We start from the raw sequence: 17,228 nt of genomic DNA, 5'->3' as shown, positions 1-17,228 counted from the left end.
TACTGAGAGGTGATCAACGTGCAGCGAAAAGGTTTTTTTCTCCTGGCTCTGATTTGTGGACTGATCGCAGCAGGATCTATGTATGTTTATTTAAACGGTTTGACTAAAAATCCAACCACCGTTCTTAAGCCTTTGGTGATCGTGAAGACAAATATTCCTGCTCGAACTGTCATAGACGCTAGCCAGTTGGTGGTCAAGGATGTTCCGAGTCAGGGTTACCCCCAAGGTGGTTATTCAACGATCCAAAATGTTGTGGGCTCGGTGGCCCTGTTGAATCTCTCAGCCGGAGATTTGATTGTAAGTACGATGCTCGAACGTCAAACTTTTCAGCAGAATCCGAGTAATGGGATTTCCACAGGCAGTACAACCGCGCTAACCGTGCCGGACGGAAAAAGGGCAGTCGCGATTCCGATTAATTTAGTAAGTGGAGTTGGCTCTTCATTAAAACCTGGTGATCACGTCGATGTTCTTGTGACGATGGATATTAAAGACTCGTCCGCAAATTCACAAGCTGTGACAGTGACTAGTCTGGCTGCTCAAGATGTTTTAGTTTTGAGCGTGGGAGAAAGTATCGGTGAGGATAAGAGCAAGGGTGATGCCACCAAATCTCACACGTTAGCACTGAGCGTGCCACAAGCGATGGCGGTTACGCTCGGCAGTGAAAAAGGAAGTCTTCGTTTGTTATTACGTAACCCAGCAAATACGGACATTAGGCAAGATACTCCGATTAACGGGTATGTGTTTATGGATCCTAACTATATTAACAAGTATAAGTAAGGAGGGCTGATATGAAACGCATCAGCGTCTTAATCGTGGACGATATCACCGACACTAGGGACAGCATCAGGCGGCTTCTCCAGTTTGAAGATGATATAGAGGTCGTCGGTGAAGTAGGATCCGGATCTGAAGCGATAATTTTCGCGGAAGGAAAAAGGCCGGACATTATTTTGATGGATATTAATATGCCCGAAATGGACGGAATACGGGCAACTGAGCTCATAGCCCAACGAGTTCCTGGAAGTTCTGTGATTATCATGTCAGTCCAAGGGGAGCAGGCATATTTGCGTCGGGCCATGATGGCTGGAGCTCGAGAATATATTGTCAAGCCCTTTACGGGTGACGAACTGGCGAGTGTCATTGCTAAGGTCTATGAAATGGATCGTATAAAAAAGGAAGTTATGGGGGAACAGCCCAAGGTGTCCCTCAACCCTAAAAAAAGGAATGGAGAAATCATCTCCTTCTTTAGTACCAAGGGCGGGGTCGGGAAAACGACTTTGGCTACTAATCTGGCTGTTCAATTGGCCAGTACAGGTAAATGGCGGGTCCTCTTGATTGACCTCAACCTCCAATTTGGCGATGTTGCAGTCTTCTTAAACCTTGTTCCTAAACGATCAATTGCTGATTTGATCGAATCGGGGCCCATCAAATTTTCCGAGATCCAATCTTACTTTTTGAATCATTCATCGGGTCTTCAAGTGTTAGCTGCCCCAACCCGCCCAGAATATGCCGAACTGGTTACCGCCGAGCACGTCGAACAAATCCTTAGCGAGGTCAGACAAAATTTTGATTATATAATTTGTGATAATTTCAGTCGGTTTGAAGAAGTGGGTCTGGTAACCTTCGACCTGGCAACTCAAATTTGGCTTGTAGTGGCCATGGATGTACCGACCCTGAAAAATGCTAAACTCAGCCTTGAGGTTATCGAGGGGCTTCATCATACCCCCAAAGTTCGAGTTGTTCTTAACCGCACCAGTAAAGAAATGGGGATGGATCCCCGTGATGTGGAGAAAAGTCTCAATTGTAAAATTAGCTATGAGATCCCGAGTGACGGACGTTCCCTGGTATCCGCACTCAATCAAGGCGTGCCTTTTGTATCGTCATACCCACAAAGCAAAGCTTCCGAAGCAATTCGTACCATGGCAGGAAAACTCACTTCAGCGGAAGTCGTCGACACAAAACTTACGCTTAAGGAACAAGCGCGACGAAGTCAAAGTCCCATAAAACAGCTCCGTAGAGTGTTTGGATTTTAGGGAGGAATGAGCAAATGTCGTTGCTTAAACGCTTAGAAAAAGTGAAGGTTCAACCTCATGAGGAATCTAGGAATGAGCTTCGAACGGTTCGTCCTACTTCAACCATTGATCCCTGGCGTGAGTTTAAGAGCACAGTGCATCATGAAGTAATCCAATCTTTAGATAAGATCAACACCCAAGACCTCAATGCTGAGACACTACACCCGATTATAGAACGTACACTTGACGCTCGGGCTGATGTTTTGGGGTTAACCCCTCCGCGCATGGAACGTCAGCGCCTAGTACAAGAGGTTATGGATGAAATCTTGGGATTTGGTCCGATTGAACCACTACTTCAAGACCCTAATGTTAATGAAATTATGGTTAATGGACCACACCAAGTCTATGTTGAAAGGAAAGGTAAACTTGAGCTGGCAGGGGTCACATTTTACGATGATGCACACGTCTTGCATATTATTGAAAAAATCGTTGCTCCTTTAGGGCGGCGCATTGATGAAAGTCAGCCTATGGTCGATGCTCGTTTACCGGATGGTTCCAGGGTGAACGCAATCATTCCTCCACTGTCCCTAAATGGTCCGATCCTTACTATTAGGAAGTTTTCTAAAGTTCCCTTTGGCATGGAAGACCTTGTAGGCTTCGGGACCTTAACCACGGAGATGGCGGAATTTATCAATGCTTGTGTCAAAGCACGCTTAAATATCATTGTCTCTGGGGGGACGGGTTCAGGGAAAACAACAACTCTAGGTGTAATCTCCGCGTTTATTCCGGAAGATGAACGCATTATTACAATCGAAGATGCGGCTGAACTACAACTGCGTCAAACCCATGTCGTCACTTTGGAAACTCGCCCAGCCAACATTGAGGGTAAAGGGGCGATTATGATCCGAGATCTTGTGCGTAATGCTTTGCGGATGAGACCAGAACGTATCATTGTGGGCGAAGTTCGCAGCGGGGAGGCTCTGGATATGTTACAGGCTATGAATACCGGTCATGATGGCTCCTTGACCACTGGGCACGCTAACACTCCGCGCGATATGCTCTCCCGACTAGAAACCATGGTGTTGATGGCCGGGATGGATCTACCAGTTAGAGCGATTCGTGAACAAATTTCCAGTGCCCTTGATGTCATCGTCCAACAGAGCCGCTTGCGAGACGGAAGCCGGAAATTAACCCATATCACCGAAGTTCTAGGAATGGAGGGGGATGTAATTGTGCTTCAAGACATTTACCGTTTTGAGCAAACTGGAATTGACAAGCAAGGTAAAGTTCAAGGACATTTCCGGGCGACCGGAATTCGGCCACATTTTGTTGATAAACTAATTGCTGCAGGGCAAATCCTTCCAGACAGTATATTTTCAAATTCATAGTTTCCTTAATAAATGTCATGTAAGGAGGGCGAGTATGGTTAATGGGATGGCTCTAACTATCATACTCATTTCGGTAGTCGCCACATTTTTAGCAGTTTACCTCGCAATTCTTGCCCTTCCACGCCGTGCAGAAACACTTGAGGCAAAACTTCAGCGGTTCACAGCGTTGCGAATTCCGATAAAAAAAGGGACAGATAAACGAGACCTAAAACAACTGCTGACGCTCTTAGGTCGTCTCACTCCTCGTCGCTGGAGCGAACGATTGGACCTTGAACTGATTCGGGGAAACATTCCCCTCAAAGGTGGAGAATTCTTGGTCCTCCAAGGCCTTTTACCCGTTTTCTTTTTCCTGATTGGCAGTATACTCTCGCAAGAAATTTATGTTGGGATTCTGCTTGCTGTCGTTGGGGGGGCGCTTCCTAGGATATGGCTAAAATCTGCTCAAAAGAAGAAACGCCGTCAATTTAACAATCAACTAGCGGATGCCTTGCTGGTTTTAGCCAATTCCCTACGTTCTGGTTTTAGTCTCTTACAAGCCATGGAAATGGTCAGCCAGGAAATGCCTAATCCTATTTCTGGAGAATTTCAACTTGCTTTGCGAGAAATGACGTACGGAACTGCCACTGAAGCAGCCTTGATCCATTTATCTGAACGAGTCGGCAGCGATGTCTTAGACCTGCTCATAACGGCTATGCTGATTCAGCGCCAGGCTGGAGGGAACTTGGCCGAGGTACTTATGAATATTCATGCCACAATCCAGGGGCGCCTTCGCATCCAGCAAGAAATTAAAACGCTCACCGCTCAAGGTCGGATTTCCGGATATATTATCGCCATTCTTCCCTTCGGAATTGCTGTTGTTCTGAGCGTGATCAATCCGAGCTATCTTTCCGTACTGTTCACCAATCCGATTGGATTGGCTATGCTTGCAGGAGGGCTGATCTCTCAATTCATAGGGTTTTTGATCATTCGAAAAATCATTACGATCGAGGTTTAAGTAACTATGAACAAGGGAGTGAGTCACTATGTTATTATTGATCATTTTATTCAGTGTATTTGGTACCATTTGTTTTACGCTAATCGGTTTTTTTTTCGGAAAGCAAGAAATTAAAGCCCAAGAACGGATTTTACGGGCACTAGGACAGGGAGAAGTTAAATTCGAAGAAGATAGACGCTCGCTTAAAGAGCGGATGCTGCGTCCGATGCTCCATCAATTTGCGCAGCGCTTATCACTCCTTGCTCCTAAAGGAAGACCGGAACGTACAACAGAGCAACTTAGTGCTGCAGGATTGTTAGGCCAATGGGCTGAAGTTGAATGGAAAGCCTTACAATATGCACTGAGCATATTACTTGCGCTTCTCCTTTTTGGGATGTTTTCATTAATGAATACTGGATTTTTAACCAGCTTAGAAATGGGGATCATCGGCTTCTTAATAGGCTATATATTTCCTAATTCCTGGTTGAAGCAGAAAGCAAAAAGGCGGCAAAAGGAAATCCAGCATACTTTGCCCGATGTTCTCGATCTTCTAACCGTCAGTGTGGAAGCAGGCCTTGGGTTTGATGCTGCCTTACTCAAAGTTGTAGAGAAACAAAAAGGGGTTCTGGCGGAAGAATTTCTGAGGGTATTGCAAGAAATTAAGATGGGACGCCCACGTAGGGAATCTCTGCGCGACTTAGCAAGGCGTAACAAACCGGCTGAAGATCTCAGTAATGTGGTTGCTTCACTGGTACAAGCAGATCAATTAGGAATATCCATCGGTTCGGTTCTGCGCAATCAAGCCAAACAAATAAGGCAGAAACAGCGGCAACGAGCAGAGGAAAAAGCCCAAAAGGCCCCTGTTAAAATTATGATTCCTTTGGTTTTTTTTGTCTTTCCAAGCATATTCATTATTGTTCTGGGACCCGCTGTTATCCAGATTATAGAAATATTTAAGTAATTAGTGAACTGAAAACCTACTCATGACCTAGGAGACTTTGGAAGATGAGAAATTTAAGCAAAGAAGGAGGGAAGCGAAGGATGAAATCAGGGCATTTGCGTAACCTACGCACTGGGGAGATCGTTGGTGAGTGTGTTTGTAAAGCAGATTCGTTTTGGCCTCGTTTTAATGGACTGCTGGGACGCACATTTTTAGCACCAGGAGAAGGGCTTTGGCTCATGCCGTGTCAGCAAGTTCACATGTTAGGTATGCAGTTTGCAATTTCTGTTTGGTTTTTAGATAGCACAGGACAGGTATGTGAGCTCATAGATGAACTGAGGCCCTGGAAGGTTTCACCCTATATTCGAGGGGCTCGAAGTGTGATTGAGTTTCCGGTAGGGTGGGGGAACTCAACTAAAACACTGCCCGGGGATAAATTAAAATGGCAAGAAAATATACTCTATGGCTAGTTTACCTATTAGGTGTCTCATAGAATTGCGAAAACACTTTGGCTATAGCCAAATGGTCTTTAACACCCCCAAGCTCGCGAACTGAATGCATGGCTAAGATCGGATTTCCGACATCCACTGAAGGAATATCAAGGTGCGTACTAGAAATAGGTCCTATGGTTGATCCACCTCGTTCATCAGAACGATTGACAAATATTTGAACAGGAACATGGGTATTTTGACAGAGGGTTGTGAACACTGCAGCCGTTTCTGCATCGGTTGTGTAACTTTGGTTAGCACTTATTTTTATCACAGGGCCGCCATTGAGGATAGGACGATTGACTGGATCGTGCTTTTCTACGGCATTGGGATGTAGAGCATGGGCCATATCAGCAGAAATGAGGAAAGAGTTTGCTAAAGCTTGAAAATAAGCTGCTCGGCCTTTTTCTTGTGCTAAGAGGATTCGTTCTAAGACATGGGCTAGAAATGGAGATGCCGCTCCTTGTTTAGAAGTACTGCCACATTCTTCATGATCAAAGCAAGCTAGTACATTGGTCATTAAGGAAGGTTCTGACTTAGCAAGGGCCCAAGCCCCGGCATGGACCATTGCTAAGTCATCAAGTCGACCTGAGGAGAGATACTCTTGCTGAAGTCCAACAAAACTGCCTTTTATAGTTTCAAAGAGAAAGAGATCAAAATCTAAGATTTCTTCTTCAGGACAGTTCATTATTTCTGCAAGGTGATAAACCAAGCGCTTATCGTTCTGTAAATCATCCGAAACTTGAGACAATAAGGGGAGCATGTCTTTTTGTTTGTTTAATTCAATTCCTTCATTAATCTTGCGATTCAAATGGATGGATTGGTTAGGTATCACCAGCAAAGGTCGTTCACTGTTGTAGAGTTTAATTTGTGGGGAGAAGGGAGTCTCTCCACGCAGGACTATCCGTCCTGCTAATGATAGCGGTCGGTCCAGCCAAGTATTGAGAATGGGACCACCATATGCTTCCACATTTAATTTGAGATAACGCCCTTCAACCTGGATTTCGGGAAGTGATTTAACGCGGAAACTAGGACTGTCAGTGTGCGCAGCAATAAGGTGAAAACCATAATCCTCCAATCCACCTAGACCGACTGTGAAAGCGATCAAGGCAGAGTTATTGCGGCTTACAAAATAGTTCCCACCTGGAACTAACGACCATTTATCTTTAAGTGATAACTCCTGAAATCCTTGTGGGACAAGGATTTTTTTTACGCTATGCGCAGCATGGAAAGCAGACGGGCTCTGATCAATAAAATTAAGCAGTTCTTGGGCAAACATCCGTTCTTCATCAGTAATAAAAGCAGTCATATTATCTTACACCTTTCAAATGAATTTATCTTTAGCGAACGAGTTGCTGAAAGGACATTCCTTCCTAATCTATTATAATGGTATAATTGCTTAGCAGGAAATTTGAACTCCCTTACAGAAAGATAAAAGTAGATATCTTAGGATTGATATCCATGAATGGAAGATAAACTTGAAAAACTATAGGTTAGCATCACTCGAATATACTAATCACAGTAAATTGACAGAGATTTGGAACCGCTGTTGGCAAGGATATTGCTATAATATGTCGTTTTCCCACGAGCAAATGAGAGTTTGGCTTGATCTAAGTCAAGCTTCTTTAGAGAATTCGATAGGCATTTATATTGATAAACAAGTAGTCGGTTTAAGTTTGCTATCTGTGGACGGTAGTGATGGATGGATCGCTGCGGCATGTATTGACCCAAATTACCGGTGCCAAGGGTTAAGCGAAGTATTGATGAGAACTCAACTCGATCGCGCATCTCGCCTTGATCTTAAACGGGTTTACCTTGAGGTATTGGAACAAAATCACGCGCTCAAGGTTTATCAGTCCGTAGGCTTTGCTCCTGTGCGTCAACTTCACCTCTACCACGCACAAGTTAGAACTGACTATAATAATAGTGCGTCGAGAATAATTCCTGTAAGATCAGTTCATGTAGATTTATACTTTGAAAACCGTAGCCGTGCCTTTAAGCCAGCTTGGCAACGCAGGGAAGATTACCTTAGGCGTCATATTAATTATTTTGCAGTTATGAATATGTCAGGAACTGCGGGTGCCATGTTTGCTGGGGAGAAAAAGGACATTCTGATTGACGTTTGGAGTGCCTCTGCTGCTGGCGCCGATGAGCTGATTTCTGCTTTACTTCAACGGTCAAATGACCCGTTTTCCTTGATAAATCAGCCTAAGGATTGGATTTTTGCGTTTCTTTGTACGTATAAAATATTCCCGAGTGCTATACAATTAGAAATGTGTATTCAGTTGACATAAATGCTCGTCGCAGCGCATAAGATAGTTGAGTCCCTAAGTTTAGCGGAAATACGGGTCGTTTTCGTTAAAACAAATGACAAGCAAGTATTTTTAAAATTTTTTAAATAGTCCTTGAAATTTATGGGATTAAGGTATATAATGTAAAGATAACCCAAAAAAATACGAAAGGAAATAATCTCTATGACAAAAGAACAATTAATGATTAATGCGATTTTGGAGTCCGTGGGACTTGAATCTATTAAGTCTGCACCAACTCAAAGGCAAGTTCATGAAGAAGGATAAGTAGTTACAGAAAGGGTGCGGTATTTTGACCCGGATTCTAATCCTAAAGTGTAACCAAGTTAGCTTAAACCTATTCTTTAAGACCCAAATCTAAAAGCGAGTTTCTTAAAAATTTAAGGAACTCGCTTTTATACTTGGGAATTAGTATGATTAGTGAAATTAGGGTTTATGAGAATGGAGTGAAGAATTATGTCATTATTTGTTTTAGGAATTGCTTGTAGCCCGCGGCGAAATGGTAACACCACTCGCTTACTTCTAGAGGGGATGGAGATTGCGCGAGCAGAGGGTCATACAACGGAAATCATAGATCTCTCGGAATTAAAAATAACTCCCTGTCAAGGTTGTGGAGCCTGTTCAATTAATGGCATCTGTGTAATTAGGGATGATATTCCTGAGCTCCAAGCAAAAATCATTCGTTCTGACCGCTTAATTATCGCTGCTCCAATCTTTTTTATGGGAGTAAACGCCCAAACAAAAATCATGATTGATCGAATGCAAACATTTTGGGCACTTAAATATTTGCACCACAAAACGTTTCTTCTTCCCTCAGGTCTTAAGCGAACTGGGCTATTTATTTCTGCGGCGGGAACACGTAAACAAGATGTGTTCTTTTGTGCCGAACGCTCAATTAAAACATTCTTTCATATGTTAGATATTCACTACACTAAACCTTGTTTATATAGTGGAATCGATAAAGCTGGCGAGATCGAGGAATATCCAAGCTACTTAGAAGAAGTGCGAAAGACTACTCAGGGTTTCTTAATATCCTAATATTGCGAAAACTAGCTAGTCCATTCTGGAGGAAATTATGCTATAATAAATTTATATTGTATGATGGAAAGGAAATGTGTCTCATGCAAAAAACTTCTGAACCGTTAATCCACCCTAAGATTGCTATTGTAACAGATAGTACCAGTGATTTAGATCCTGAAATGATCAAGGAGTTTGGGATCGAGATACTTCCTTTGCATGTTGTTTACAAAGATCGAGAATACCTCGACAGAGTTAATATCAGTCCAGATCAGGTTTATGACAATATGGAGGTTGAAGTTCCCACAACTTCATTACCTTCACCCGCTGAAATTGCTAATCTATTTAATCGCTTAAGGGATGAGAACTTCACCCATGTCCTTTCTATACATATCTCCAGCGGCTTAAGTGGTACCTATGATACTGTCTGTCAAGTGGCGCAAGACTATAAGGATATGGTCATTGAAGTGTTAGATTCCAAAGCACTATCCATGGGGCTTGGTTTTCCAGTGTTGGAAGCAGCTCAGAAACTTCGAGAGTCTCATGATTTTCAAAGTATTGTAAATGTAGCTGAGGCTGTTTCAAAACAAACTAAACTCTATTTTGTCCTTTCAACCTTAGAATATCTTAAACGTGGTGGCAGAATTGGCTATGTTTCAGGCACCATCGGAGAGCTACTAAATATTAAGCCCATTATATCCGTGAATTCAGAAGGGAAATACATTACATCAGCAAAGGTCCGTGGCAGGGATCAGTCCCTTAGGAAGTTATATGATATCTTGGTAGAAAGCACTCGAGAGGGACGCTACAACGTAGCCATCGTCCATGGCGGGGCAGAGCAGGAAGGACGTAAATTATTAGAAAACGCTCGTCAACTTCCAAACATTAAGCAACTGTTATTTAATCAGATTAGTCCAGTTATGGGCGTTCATACGGGCCCGGGGCTTGTCGGAATCATAATTTCTCCTGTACTTGAACCTTAGTCGTAAGACTGAGGTTTTTCTTAACTCTCAAATAGTTTCGTGACCTAGCATCTATCTAAAGGGAATTTCACATTTACTGTCGAATTCTTTCGAGATTATTTAAAAAATTATTAAGTGGGTCTGTCGATAAGGGAGAGTTTATATGTTAGAAAAAGAGCGCTGGTACGCCGTGGTTAATCCAAAATCAGCCAATGGGAGTACTTTGAAACAGTGGCCAGTGTATTTAAAACGACTAGAAGAAGAGGGATATTTAATACAATATGAGTACACCACGGGGCCAAAAGATGCAACTAAAATGACGCAAAGAATCTTGCTAGAGGGATATACTCATATTATAGCTGTCGGGGGAGACGGTACCATGAATGAAGTGGTTAATGGTTTTTTTACGGACGGTCAAATGATTAATCCTGATGCAGAATTAGCTCTTTTTTCTCATGGCACCGGAGGGGACTTAATACGCACACTTATGATTCCGAAGGGAATTGAGGGTTTTTTGGCAATCTTAAGTCAGAGACGCAAGCGCAAGGTCGATGTTGGAGAAGTGTTTTTCCAAAAGGATCATGGACAGCAAGAGAGCCGCTATTTTATTAACGTTGCGGATGTCGGATTAGGTGGGGAGACAGTTGCTCGTGTAAACCAACAAAGTAAATTGCTGGGTGGGAAACTTTCATTTCTAATTGGATCAGTGATAAGTATCCTTCGTTACCGGAATAAAGTTATGCGTTGTGAAATCGACGGTAAATTAATTTCCGAAGGACGACAAAACAGCATTATGGTAGCAAATGGTCGGTTTATTGGTGGGGGGATGATGATCGCACCCCAGGCAGAATTAGATGATGGGCTGTTCGATGTGGTCTGTTTTGGGGATTTTTCAACTCTAACCCTCCTTCGGCACTTGCCTAAGATATATCGTGGAGCACATCTGAAAATTCCTGGTGTAGACGTGTATCGTGGACAATCTGTTGTCATAACATCGACTGAAAAATCACTGTTAGATATTGATGGAGAGCAACCCGGATATGCACCCATCACGTTTACCCTTCATCCCAAAACCCTTTGCTTATGGGGGTAATCGAGAGCATTAAATCTCATAATTAGAACAGTTAATGGGGTAGTTATGCATAGCTTTGGGATGCGTGACTATCCCATTTAGACTGTTGTTTGTACCTATCTAAATATCAGTTCTATTTCTAAGGTCAATAATGGTCAAAAAGATCTCTGACCATTATTGACCTTAGAATGATTATCGATTATAATTTAGCTATCAAGGAAAAAATACCATTGATGAAATAGAAAATTCAAATTGCAAAAGAGTATAACAATAACCTGAAAGTGAGCCTGCGTATGCAGAGTAAATGAGGTGAAACTATGGATTTTAAGGATTATTATGTAGGTCTTGGAGTATCTCCTGATGCCGATGAAAAAACAATTAAGAAAGCCTATCAGAAATTAGCTAAAAAATACCACCCAGATGTTAATCCAGGAGATAAAGTGGCTGAAGAAAAGTTTAAAGAGGCTACAGAAGCTTATCAAGCGATTAGCGATCCAGAGAAACGACGCAAATATGATGAACTCCGGCAGGATTATCAACACTGGCAGAAACGTGGAGGACGAGGAGATTACAACTGGGATCGTTGGCAGACGAATCCCGGCAGAGGGGGTAGCGGGAGTCAAGGCCACACCATGTCCCCAGAAGATTTTGCAGAAATGTTCGGTGGCGCTGGAAGAACGGGTGGCTTTGGTGGTTTTGGAGGGGAAGGATACTCTGATTTCTTCTCTACCCTGTTTGGAGGGGGCGGTGGGCAAGGCCGTGGCTTTAGCGGCGGCTCTACAGTAGGGCGTGCTCGTGCCGGTCAGGACACAGAAGTTGAAGTCCAAGTGAGCCTCGAAGAGACGTTTAATGGAACGACACGTCTCATCCGTACTGGGGAAAAACAAATCGAAGCCAAAATTCCGAAAGGGGTTCGCACTGGTTCAAAGGTGCGACTCACTGGTCAAGGCGGCCCTGGGATTGCGGGTGGACCAGGTGGGAATCTCTATTTAAATATTACTGTAAGTCCTCATACTCACTTTGTCCGTGAAGGAGATGATTTAAGGGCCAAGCAGCCTCTTGATTTCTATCAGGCGATCTTTGGCGGTGAAGTTAGTGTCCGAACGTTTGATGGAGAAGTTCTTCTCAAGATCCCTCCACGCTCTCAGAGCGGCAAAAAATTCCGCTTGAAGGGAAAAGGAATGCCAAATATTGAGCGTCCTGATCAACGAGGAGATCTCTTTATCGAACTTTCCATTATTCTACCAGATGACTTGAGTGAGCAGGAACTAGCGACCCTTCAAGAGTTAGCAAATAATAGAGGATGAGTTTTAACCTAAACTACAAACCTAATAAGGAGTGAGCAATTATGTCTTTTGATACCAATCGACTTACCCAGAAATCCCAGGAAGCAATCGCAGAAGCCCAATCTATGGCGGAACGCAATGCCAATAGCCTAATAGAGCCAGAACATTTAATGCTCACCCTTTTAGAGCAGGTAGAGGGTGTTACTTCTCAAGTTTTGACAAAACTAGACATCGCGACGGGTGTACTGATCTCAACAATCCGTCAAGAGATTAATCGATTTCCGCGCATCAGCGGTGGAAACGTGCAAATTAGTATTTCCCCACGCTTGCGCACAGTCTTGGTGGCTGCTCATGATGAGATGGCGACCTTTGGAGATGAATATGTCAGCACAGAACATTTACTTTTGGCCATCTTGACAAAGGCTGGAGGACCTGTCGAAAAAATCCTTAAGCAAGCAGGACTGACTCGAGAGAAATTACTGCAAGCTTTGCGAGAAATCAGAGGTACTCAGCGCGTTACCAGTCCTAATCCTGAAGGCACTTATGCAGCGCTAGAACAATATGGGCTTAACTTAGTAAATCTTGCTCGTCGCGGTCGTCTAGACCCAGTCATAGGCCGTGATGAGGAGATACGTCGAGTTATCCAAACTCTATCCCGTCGTACTAAAAATAACCCCGTATTAATCGGGGAACCTGGGGTTGGAAAAACCGCGATTGTAGAAGGTCTAGCTCAACGGATTGTACGGGGAGACGTTCCAGAAACTATCAAGGATAAACAAGTTATTTCTCTGGATATGGGGACCCTAATCGCAGGTGCAAAATACCGAGGGGAATTCGAAGAACGCTTAAAAGCTGTCCTAAAAGAAATTCAAGATCGTGATGATGTGATCTTGTTTATAGATGAATTGCACACCGTTGTTGGAGCAGGTGCTGCTGAAGGTGCTATGGATGCCAGCAACATGTTAAAACCAATGCTGGCGCGTGGAGAGCTTAGCATGCTAGGGGCAACGACCCTCGCTGAATACCGTAAACACATTGAAAAAGATGCAGCTCTCGAACGACGTTTTCAACCGATTATGGTCGAGGCTCCTACTGTTGAGGATACCATCTCTATCCTACGCGGTCTTAAGGAACGCTATGAAACCCACCATGGAGTACGAATCACGGATGGAGCCATTATTGCCGCAGCAATACTCTCGGATCGTTATATCAGTGACCGATTTCTTCCTGACAAAGCGATTGACCTGATCGATGAAGCCGGAGCACGTATGCGCATGGAAATTACGAGCGATCCCTTTGAATTAGATCAAATAAAACGCCGCATAATGCAGCTGGAAATTGAACGAGAGGCTCTTAAGAAGGAAAAAGATGACGCCAGTAAAAATCGTTTAACAAAGATTGAAGAAGAGTTAGCAAATCTCAAAGAAGAACGAACTGGAGTAGAAGGGCAGTTACAAGGGGAACGAGAAGTTCTAGCCCAAATTCAACAATTAAAAGAAGAAATTGACCGCTCGCGTACGCTTATGGAGCAAGCACAACAGCAATTGGACTACAATAAGGCTGCCGAACTCCAGTATGGGATAATCCCAACGCTAGAAAAAGAACTTCGAGCCGCAGAACTCACCCTTCAAGCCAAGCAGAATTCACTCCTAAAGCAAGAAGTAGTGGAGCAAGATATTGCTGAAATCGTGGCAACCTGGACTCATGTTCCTGTTGCCAAGCTTATGGAGAGTGAGATGGAAAAACTCGTCCATATGGAAGAACGTCTTCATCAAAGGGTGATCGGTCAAGAGGAGGCAGTTCGAGTAGTTTCTGATGCTGTTCGCCGTGCACGGGCAGGGATACAAGATCCTAATCGACCTTTAGGCTCATTCCTTTTCTTGGGTCCAACGGGCGTTGGAAAAACAGAACTGGCCAGAGCTTTAGCCGAGTACCTCTTTGATGATGAACAAGCGATTGTGCGGATTGACATGTCTGAGTATATGGAAAAACATACAGTCGCGCGTCTCATCGGAGCCCCTCCGGGATATGTCGGATATGAAGAGGGTGGACAACTCACAGAGGCTGTTCGTCGTAAACCTTATAGTGTCATCCTCTTTGACGAAATTGAAAAAGCACATGGTGACGTGACGAATATACTCTTACAACTCTTAGATGATGGTCGCTTAACGGATGGTCAAGGTCGCATAGTAAACTTTAAAAATACGGTGGTCATCTTAACTAGTAATATCATCTTGTCTATAGAGGAACTGATCCGCCGCAATGCAGCTCAAAATGAAGTTCGTTCTGCCATTAACGAACAACTTCGAAGGCACTTTCGTCCAGAATTCCTTAACCGGCTTGATGAAGCGATCGTCTTTCATCCTTTAGGACGTGAGCATATCGGACGGATCGTAGATATTCAACTTGAGTTGTTGAGTAAACGTTTAAGTGAACGCAGACTCTCGCTGGAATTAACTCCGATGGCTCGTGAGCAACTGGCTAATGAGGGGTATGACCCTGTATATGGAGCAAGGCCGCTCAAAAGGGTCATCCAACAGCGTCTGCAAAATCCTTTAGCGCTTAAACTCCTGCAGGGTGAAATTAAGGAAGGGCAACAAATTCAAGTGGATGTTGATGGAGCGGGATATTCGTTTTCCCAGAAGATGAACCACTAAGTCATTTTTGAGATTCCACTGATCTATAGAGTTTCAAAATAGTTATATTTCCCTGTACAATGAGGATGAGTTTAGGGAGAAAAATCTCGAAGAGGCCGTAACAGTGCATCAGGCATCTGTTTCGGCCTCGTTTCAACTTCCAATGTCAGCTTGAAGTTATTTTGCTTGCTGTATTCATACTGGTCATTGTCTTTAGTTAGTACTCGCAGTTTAAGGTAACGATTTAGAGGTTATTATCTGTCGTTTGCTCAGGTGTGAACAATTCTTTGGCCATTTCTAAATAACGAATGGCCTGATCTACTTGACTTTTGAGTTGATTTTTCCGCTCCCATAATCCTTCTATTTGCTCCTCAAGCTGGACAATTTCCGCCCGCTTTTCCAGGAGCATAGTTTCTACTTCTATTTCCTTGGACTCTGAAAGCAGTGTGGCTTCACTGATTAATGTTTCTCTTTCACTTTGAGCAGATTGTAAAACCTCGTTAGCCTGTTTATTTGCATCATCTTTTATTTGATTTGCGACCCTTTGGGCGCTGAGAAGGGCATCCCGCAGGTCCTTTTCAATTTGTTCATAGGACTTAAGACGGTTGCCCCACTCCGAGTTTTGTTCCCGTAAGCTGTTTATTTGTAAGCGTAATTCTTTGTTGGCGGCATTGGCTTCCGATAATTGACGGTCTGTTTCTGCCCATGCTTGATCGACAGCCTCCGAATCATACCCACGGAAAACTCGTTTGAATTCTAGTGTGTCCATAGTTTCCATACCCTCCTTTTTATACTTCACAACTTGCATACTATAAATAAGTAAGGATCATTTTGTTATTTTCTTTCCAGTTTAACTTATTGGGATCTGTCTGTCTAGAATAATAATAATTTATATTTTTAGTGAATAATTTGCGATCTTTTTACACATCCTGAAACTGTTATGTAAATTAATGTTATAAAGGGAGGGATTTTAGGATGCAATTAAATGAGCTGGAAATGAAGAAGATTTTTGACCAAGGCATGTTAACCCGAAGTATTATCGAAAACGAAACTGTCATGAAAAAGTGCCAAATGTACAATGAGATGGCAAAAGATGCTGCAGTTAAAGGGTTTTTTAAAGAACAAGCCAAAGGTTTAGAGGATGTCATCGGATATTTTAAAAAAGAAATGGTGGGACTTCAATAGAAAGGGGAGCTTTGAAATGAGTCAATTTACGGATTTGGATATGCTTTATGATTATGAAAAGGACGCTGCTGCTGCTGCAATGGGCTATATGACACTAGCTACGCGTGCTCATAATGGTAATTTAAGAGATATCTACTTACGCTTAGCTAACGAAGCTACCAATGCCCATAGTAAGGTGAGCAAATTGATTAATCAAAGCGGTGGTATAGCCTGAGACGAATATAATATTAAAGAACCGGGAACGAATGTTCTCGGTTCTTTAATATTATCCATTAAGTTTTCCGACCATGGTTAAATGAATTAACTAAAGATTAACCTGCCACTTGACGCGCACGGTAAAGTGCAGTTTTGTGGCGAATGCGTTGGATTGCATTGTCCAAAGATTTTGGATTAAGTCCCAGACGTTGAGTCACCTCACGCTGTTTAAACCCTTGTATGAAATAATGCTTAAAGACTAGACGTTCAAGATCTGAGAAGTTCTTACTTAGGCCTTGAATCATTGTAATCGCTTCGTCATTAGCAATAACCATTGATGCAGGATCTTCAGCGTTCGGTAAAAGTTCTAAGAAACTTGTTTCCTCTGTTTCAGATAAGACATTGTTAAGGGAGTATGCTTCGTTTAAGTTAACGTGTTTCTGGCGAGTATACTTGCGAAGGCTATCAATGAGTTTGCGTTTTATAACCATTCGTAAAAAATGAAGGAAAGGAATTTCTGAAGTTTGATCATAAGATAAAACGGCTCTGTATATTGCAATCCGGCCTTCTTGCATTAGGTCGTCATATTCTGCCCTTGGTAAAAAATATTTACACGCAATGAAACGCACTTCCGGTTCATAGTGTTCAATAATTTCGTTTAATGCTTCTTTATTGCCTGAGCGTGCTGCTTCAAGCATGGCCGTTTCTTTATCTAGGGCTCCAATGTTCGAAGTCATAACACTCATCTCCTATCAAAAGTTATACTTG

Annotated in this window: 17 protein-coding genes; 14 read left to right on the top strand and 3 right to left on the bottom strand. The window is 43.0% G+C overall.

Annotated features, from left to right (window positions below; genetic code table 11):
• Positions 1–18: 18 nt before the first annotated feature.
• The 6 genes from cpaB to ACYQ3Q_RS02360 all read left to right on the top strand — a co-directional run bounded on the left by cpaB (position 19) and on the right by ACYQ3Q_RS02360 (position 5,780).
• The gene (cpaB, locus tag ACYQ3Q_RS02385; RefSeq protein WP_459927061.1) at positions 19–777 is read left to right on the top strand and encodes a Flp pilus assembly protein CpaB; all 759 of its coding nucleotides are present in this window, start codon (positions 19–21) and stop codon (positions 775–777) included.
• An 11-nt stretch (positions 778–788) separates the two neighbouring features.
• Positions 789–2,030: a CpaE/TadZ family protein gene (locus tag ACYQ3Q_RS02380; protein WP_459927060.1), complete on the top strand. Its 1,242-nt coding sequence runs from the start codon at positions 789–791 to the stop codon at positions 2,028–2,030.
• 14 nt (positions 2,031–2,044) lie between these two features.
• Positions 2,045–3,397 (top strand): TadA family conjugal transfer-associated ATPase, encoded by a 1,353-nt coding sequence (locus tag ACYQ3Q_RS02375; protein WP_459927059.1) that lies wholly within the window; start codon positions 2,045–2,047, stop codon positions 3,395–3,397.
• A gap of 34 nt (positions 3,398–3,431) precedes the next feature.
• Positions 3,432–4,391, top strand: coding sequence for a type II secretion system F family protein (locus ACYQ3Q_RS02370; protein ID WP_459927058.1), 960 nt, complete (start codon positions 3,432–3,434; stop codon positions 4,389–4,391).
• A gap of 28 nt (positions 4,392–4,419) precedes the next feature.
• Positions 4,420–5,331 carry a type II secretion system F family protein gene (locus tag ACYQ3Q_RS02365; protein WP_459927057.1) on the top strand — a complete coding sequence of 304 codons (912 nt, stop codon included), beginning with the start codon at positions 4,420–4,422 and terminating at the stop codon, positions 5,329–5,331.
• Between the two features lie 80 nt (positions 5,332–5,411).
• Positions 5,412–5,780 (top strand): DUF192 domain-containing protein, encoded by a 369-nt coding sequence (locus ACYQ3Q_RS02360; RefSeq protein WP_459927056.1) that lies wholly within the window; start codon positions 5,412–5,414, stop codon positions 5,778–5,780.
• Position 5,781: 1 nt separating this feature from the next.
• Here ACYQ3Q_RS02360 and ACYQ3Q_RS02355 read toward each other — a convergent pair whose 3' ends face one another.
• Positions 5,782–7,107, bottom strand: coding sequence for a M18 family aminopeptidase (locus ACYQ3Q_RS02355; RefSeq protein WP_459927055.1), 1,326 nt, complete (start codon positions 7,105–7,107; stop codon positions 5,782–5,784).
• A gap of 169 nt (positions 7,108–7,276) precedes the next feature.
• Between ACYQ3Q_RS02355 and ACYQ3Q_RS02350 the strand changes: the two genes are divergently transcribed.
• The 6 genes from ACYQ3Q_RS02350 to clpB all read left to right on the top strand — a co-directional run bounded on the left by ACYQ3Q_RS02350 (position 7,277) and on the right by clpB (position 15,101).
• Positions 7,277–8,092: a GNAT family N-acetyltransferase gene (locus ACYQ3Q_RS02350; protein ID WP_459927054.1), complete on the top strand. Its 816-nt coding sequence runs from the start codon at positions 7,277–7,279 to the stop codon at positions 8,090–8,092.
• Between the two features lie 471 nt (positions 8,093–8,563).
• Complete coding sequence (locus ACYQ3Q_RS02345; RefSeq protein WP_459927053.1) at positions 8,564–9,145, top strand: flavodoxin family protein; 582 nt, start codon at positions 8,564–8,566, stop codon at positions 9,143–9,145.
• A gap of 83 nt (positions 9,146–9,228) precedes the next feature.
• Positions 9,229–10,107, top strand: a complete 879-nt coding sequence (locus ACYQ3Q_RS02340) for a DegV family protein (protein WP_459927189.1) — start codon at positions 9,229–9,231, stop codon at positions 10,105–10,107.
• A 142-nt stretch (positions 10,108–10,249) separates the two neighbouring features.
• Positions 10,250–11,179, top strand: a complete 930-nt coding sequence (locus ACYQ3Q_RS02335; protein WP_459927052.1) for a diacylglycerol/lipid kinase family protein — start codon at positions 10,250–10,252, stop codon at positions 11,177–11,179.
• Positions 11,180–11,475: 296 nt separating this feature from the next.
• Positions 11,476–12,465, top strand: a complete 990-nt coding sequence (locus ACYQ3Q_RS02330) for a DnaJ C-terminal domain-containing protein (protein ID WP_459927051.1) — start codon at positions 11,476–11,478, stop codon at positions 12,463–12,465.
• A 41-nt stretch (positions 12,466–12,506) separates the two neighbouring features.
• Positions 12,507–15,101: an ATP-dependent chaperone ClpB gene (gene clpB / locus ACYQ3Q_RS02325; RefSeq protein WP_459927050.1), complete on the top strand. Its 2,595-nt coding sequence runs from the start codon at positions 12,507–12,509 to the stop codon at positions 15,099–15,101.
• Positions 15,102–15,324: 223 nt separating this feature from the next.
• On the opposite strand, the gene ACYQ3Q_RS02320 is transcribed toward clpB, so the two are convergent.
• The gene (locus ACYQ3Q_RS02320; RefSeq protein ID WP_459927049.1) at positions 15,325–15,849 is read right to left on the bottom strand and encodes a DivIVA domain-containing protein; all 525 of its coding nucleotides are present in this window, start codon (positions 15,847–15,849) and stop codon (positions 15,325–15,327) included.
• A gap of 206 nt (positions 15,850–16,055) precedes the next feature.
• Between ACYQ3Q_RS02320 and ACYQ3Q_RS02315 the strand changes: the two genes are divergently transcribed.
• Together ACYQ3Q_RS02315 and ACYQ3Q_RS02310 are read left to right on the top strand one after the other, a co-directional pair.
• Positions 16,056–16,265 carry a hypothetical protein gene (locus tag ACYQ3Q_RS02315; RefSeq protein WP_459927048.1) on the top strand — a complete coding sequence of 70 codons (210 nt, stop codon included), beginning with the start codon at positions 16,056–16,058 and terminating at the stop codon, positions 16,263–16,265.
• 16 nt (positions 16,266–16,281) lie between these two features.
• The gene (locus ACYQ3Q_RS02310; protein ID WP_459927047.1) at positions 16,282–16,479 is read left to right on the top strand and encodes a spore coat protein; all 198 of its coding nucleotides are present in this window, start codon (positions 16,282–16,284) and stop codon (positions 16,477–16,479) included.
• Between the two features lie 97 nt (positions 16,480–16,576).
• Here the strand turns inward: ACYQ3Q_RS02310 and ACYQ3Q_RS02305 are convergent, their stop codons facing one another.
• Positions 16,577–17,197, bottom strand: coding sequence for a sigma-70 family RNA polymerase sigma factor (locus ACYQ3Q_RS02305; RefSeq protein ID WP_459927046.1), 621 nt, complete (start codon positions 17,195–17,197; stop codon positions 16,577–16,579).
• Between the last annotated feature and the right edge of the window lie 31 nt (positions 17,198–17,228).

The sequence above is a fragment of the Desulfosporosinus burensis genome (genome assembly GCF_054657535.1).
The sequence above is the reverse complement of the archived record's forward strand: the minus strand, read 5'-3'. Positions and strand labels throughout refer to the sequence as shown.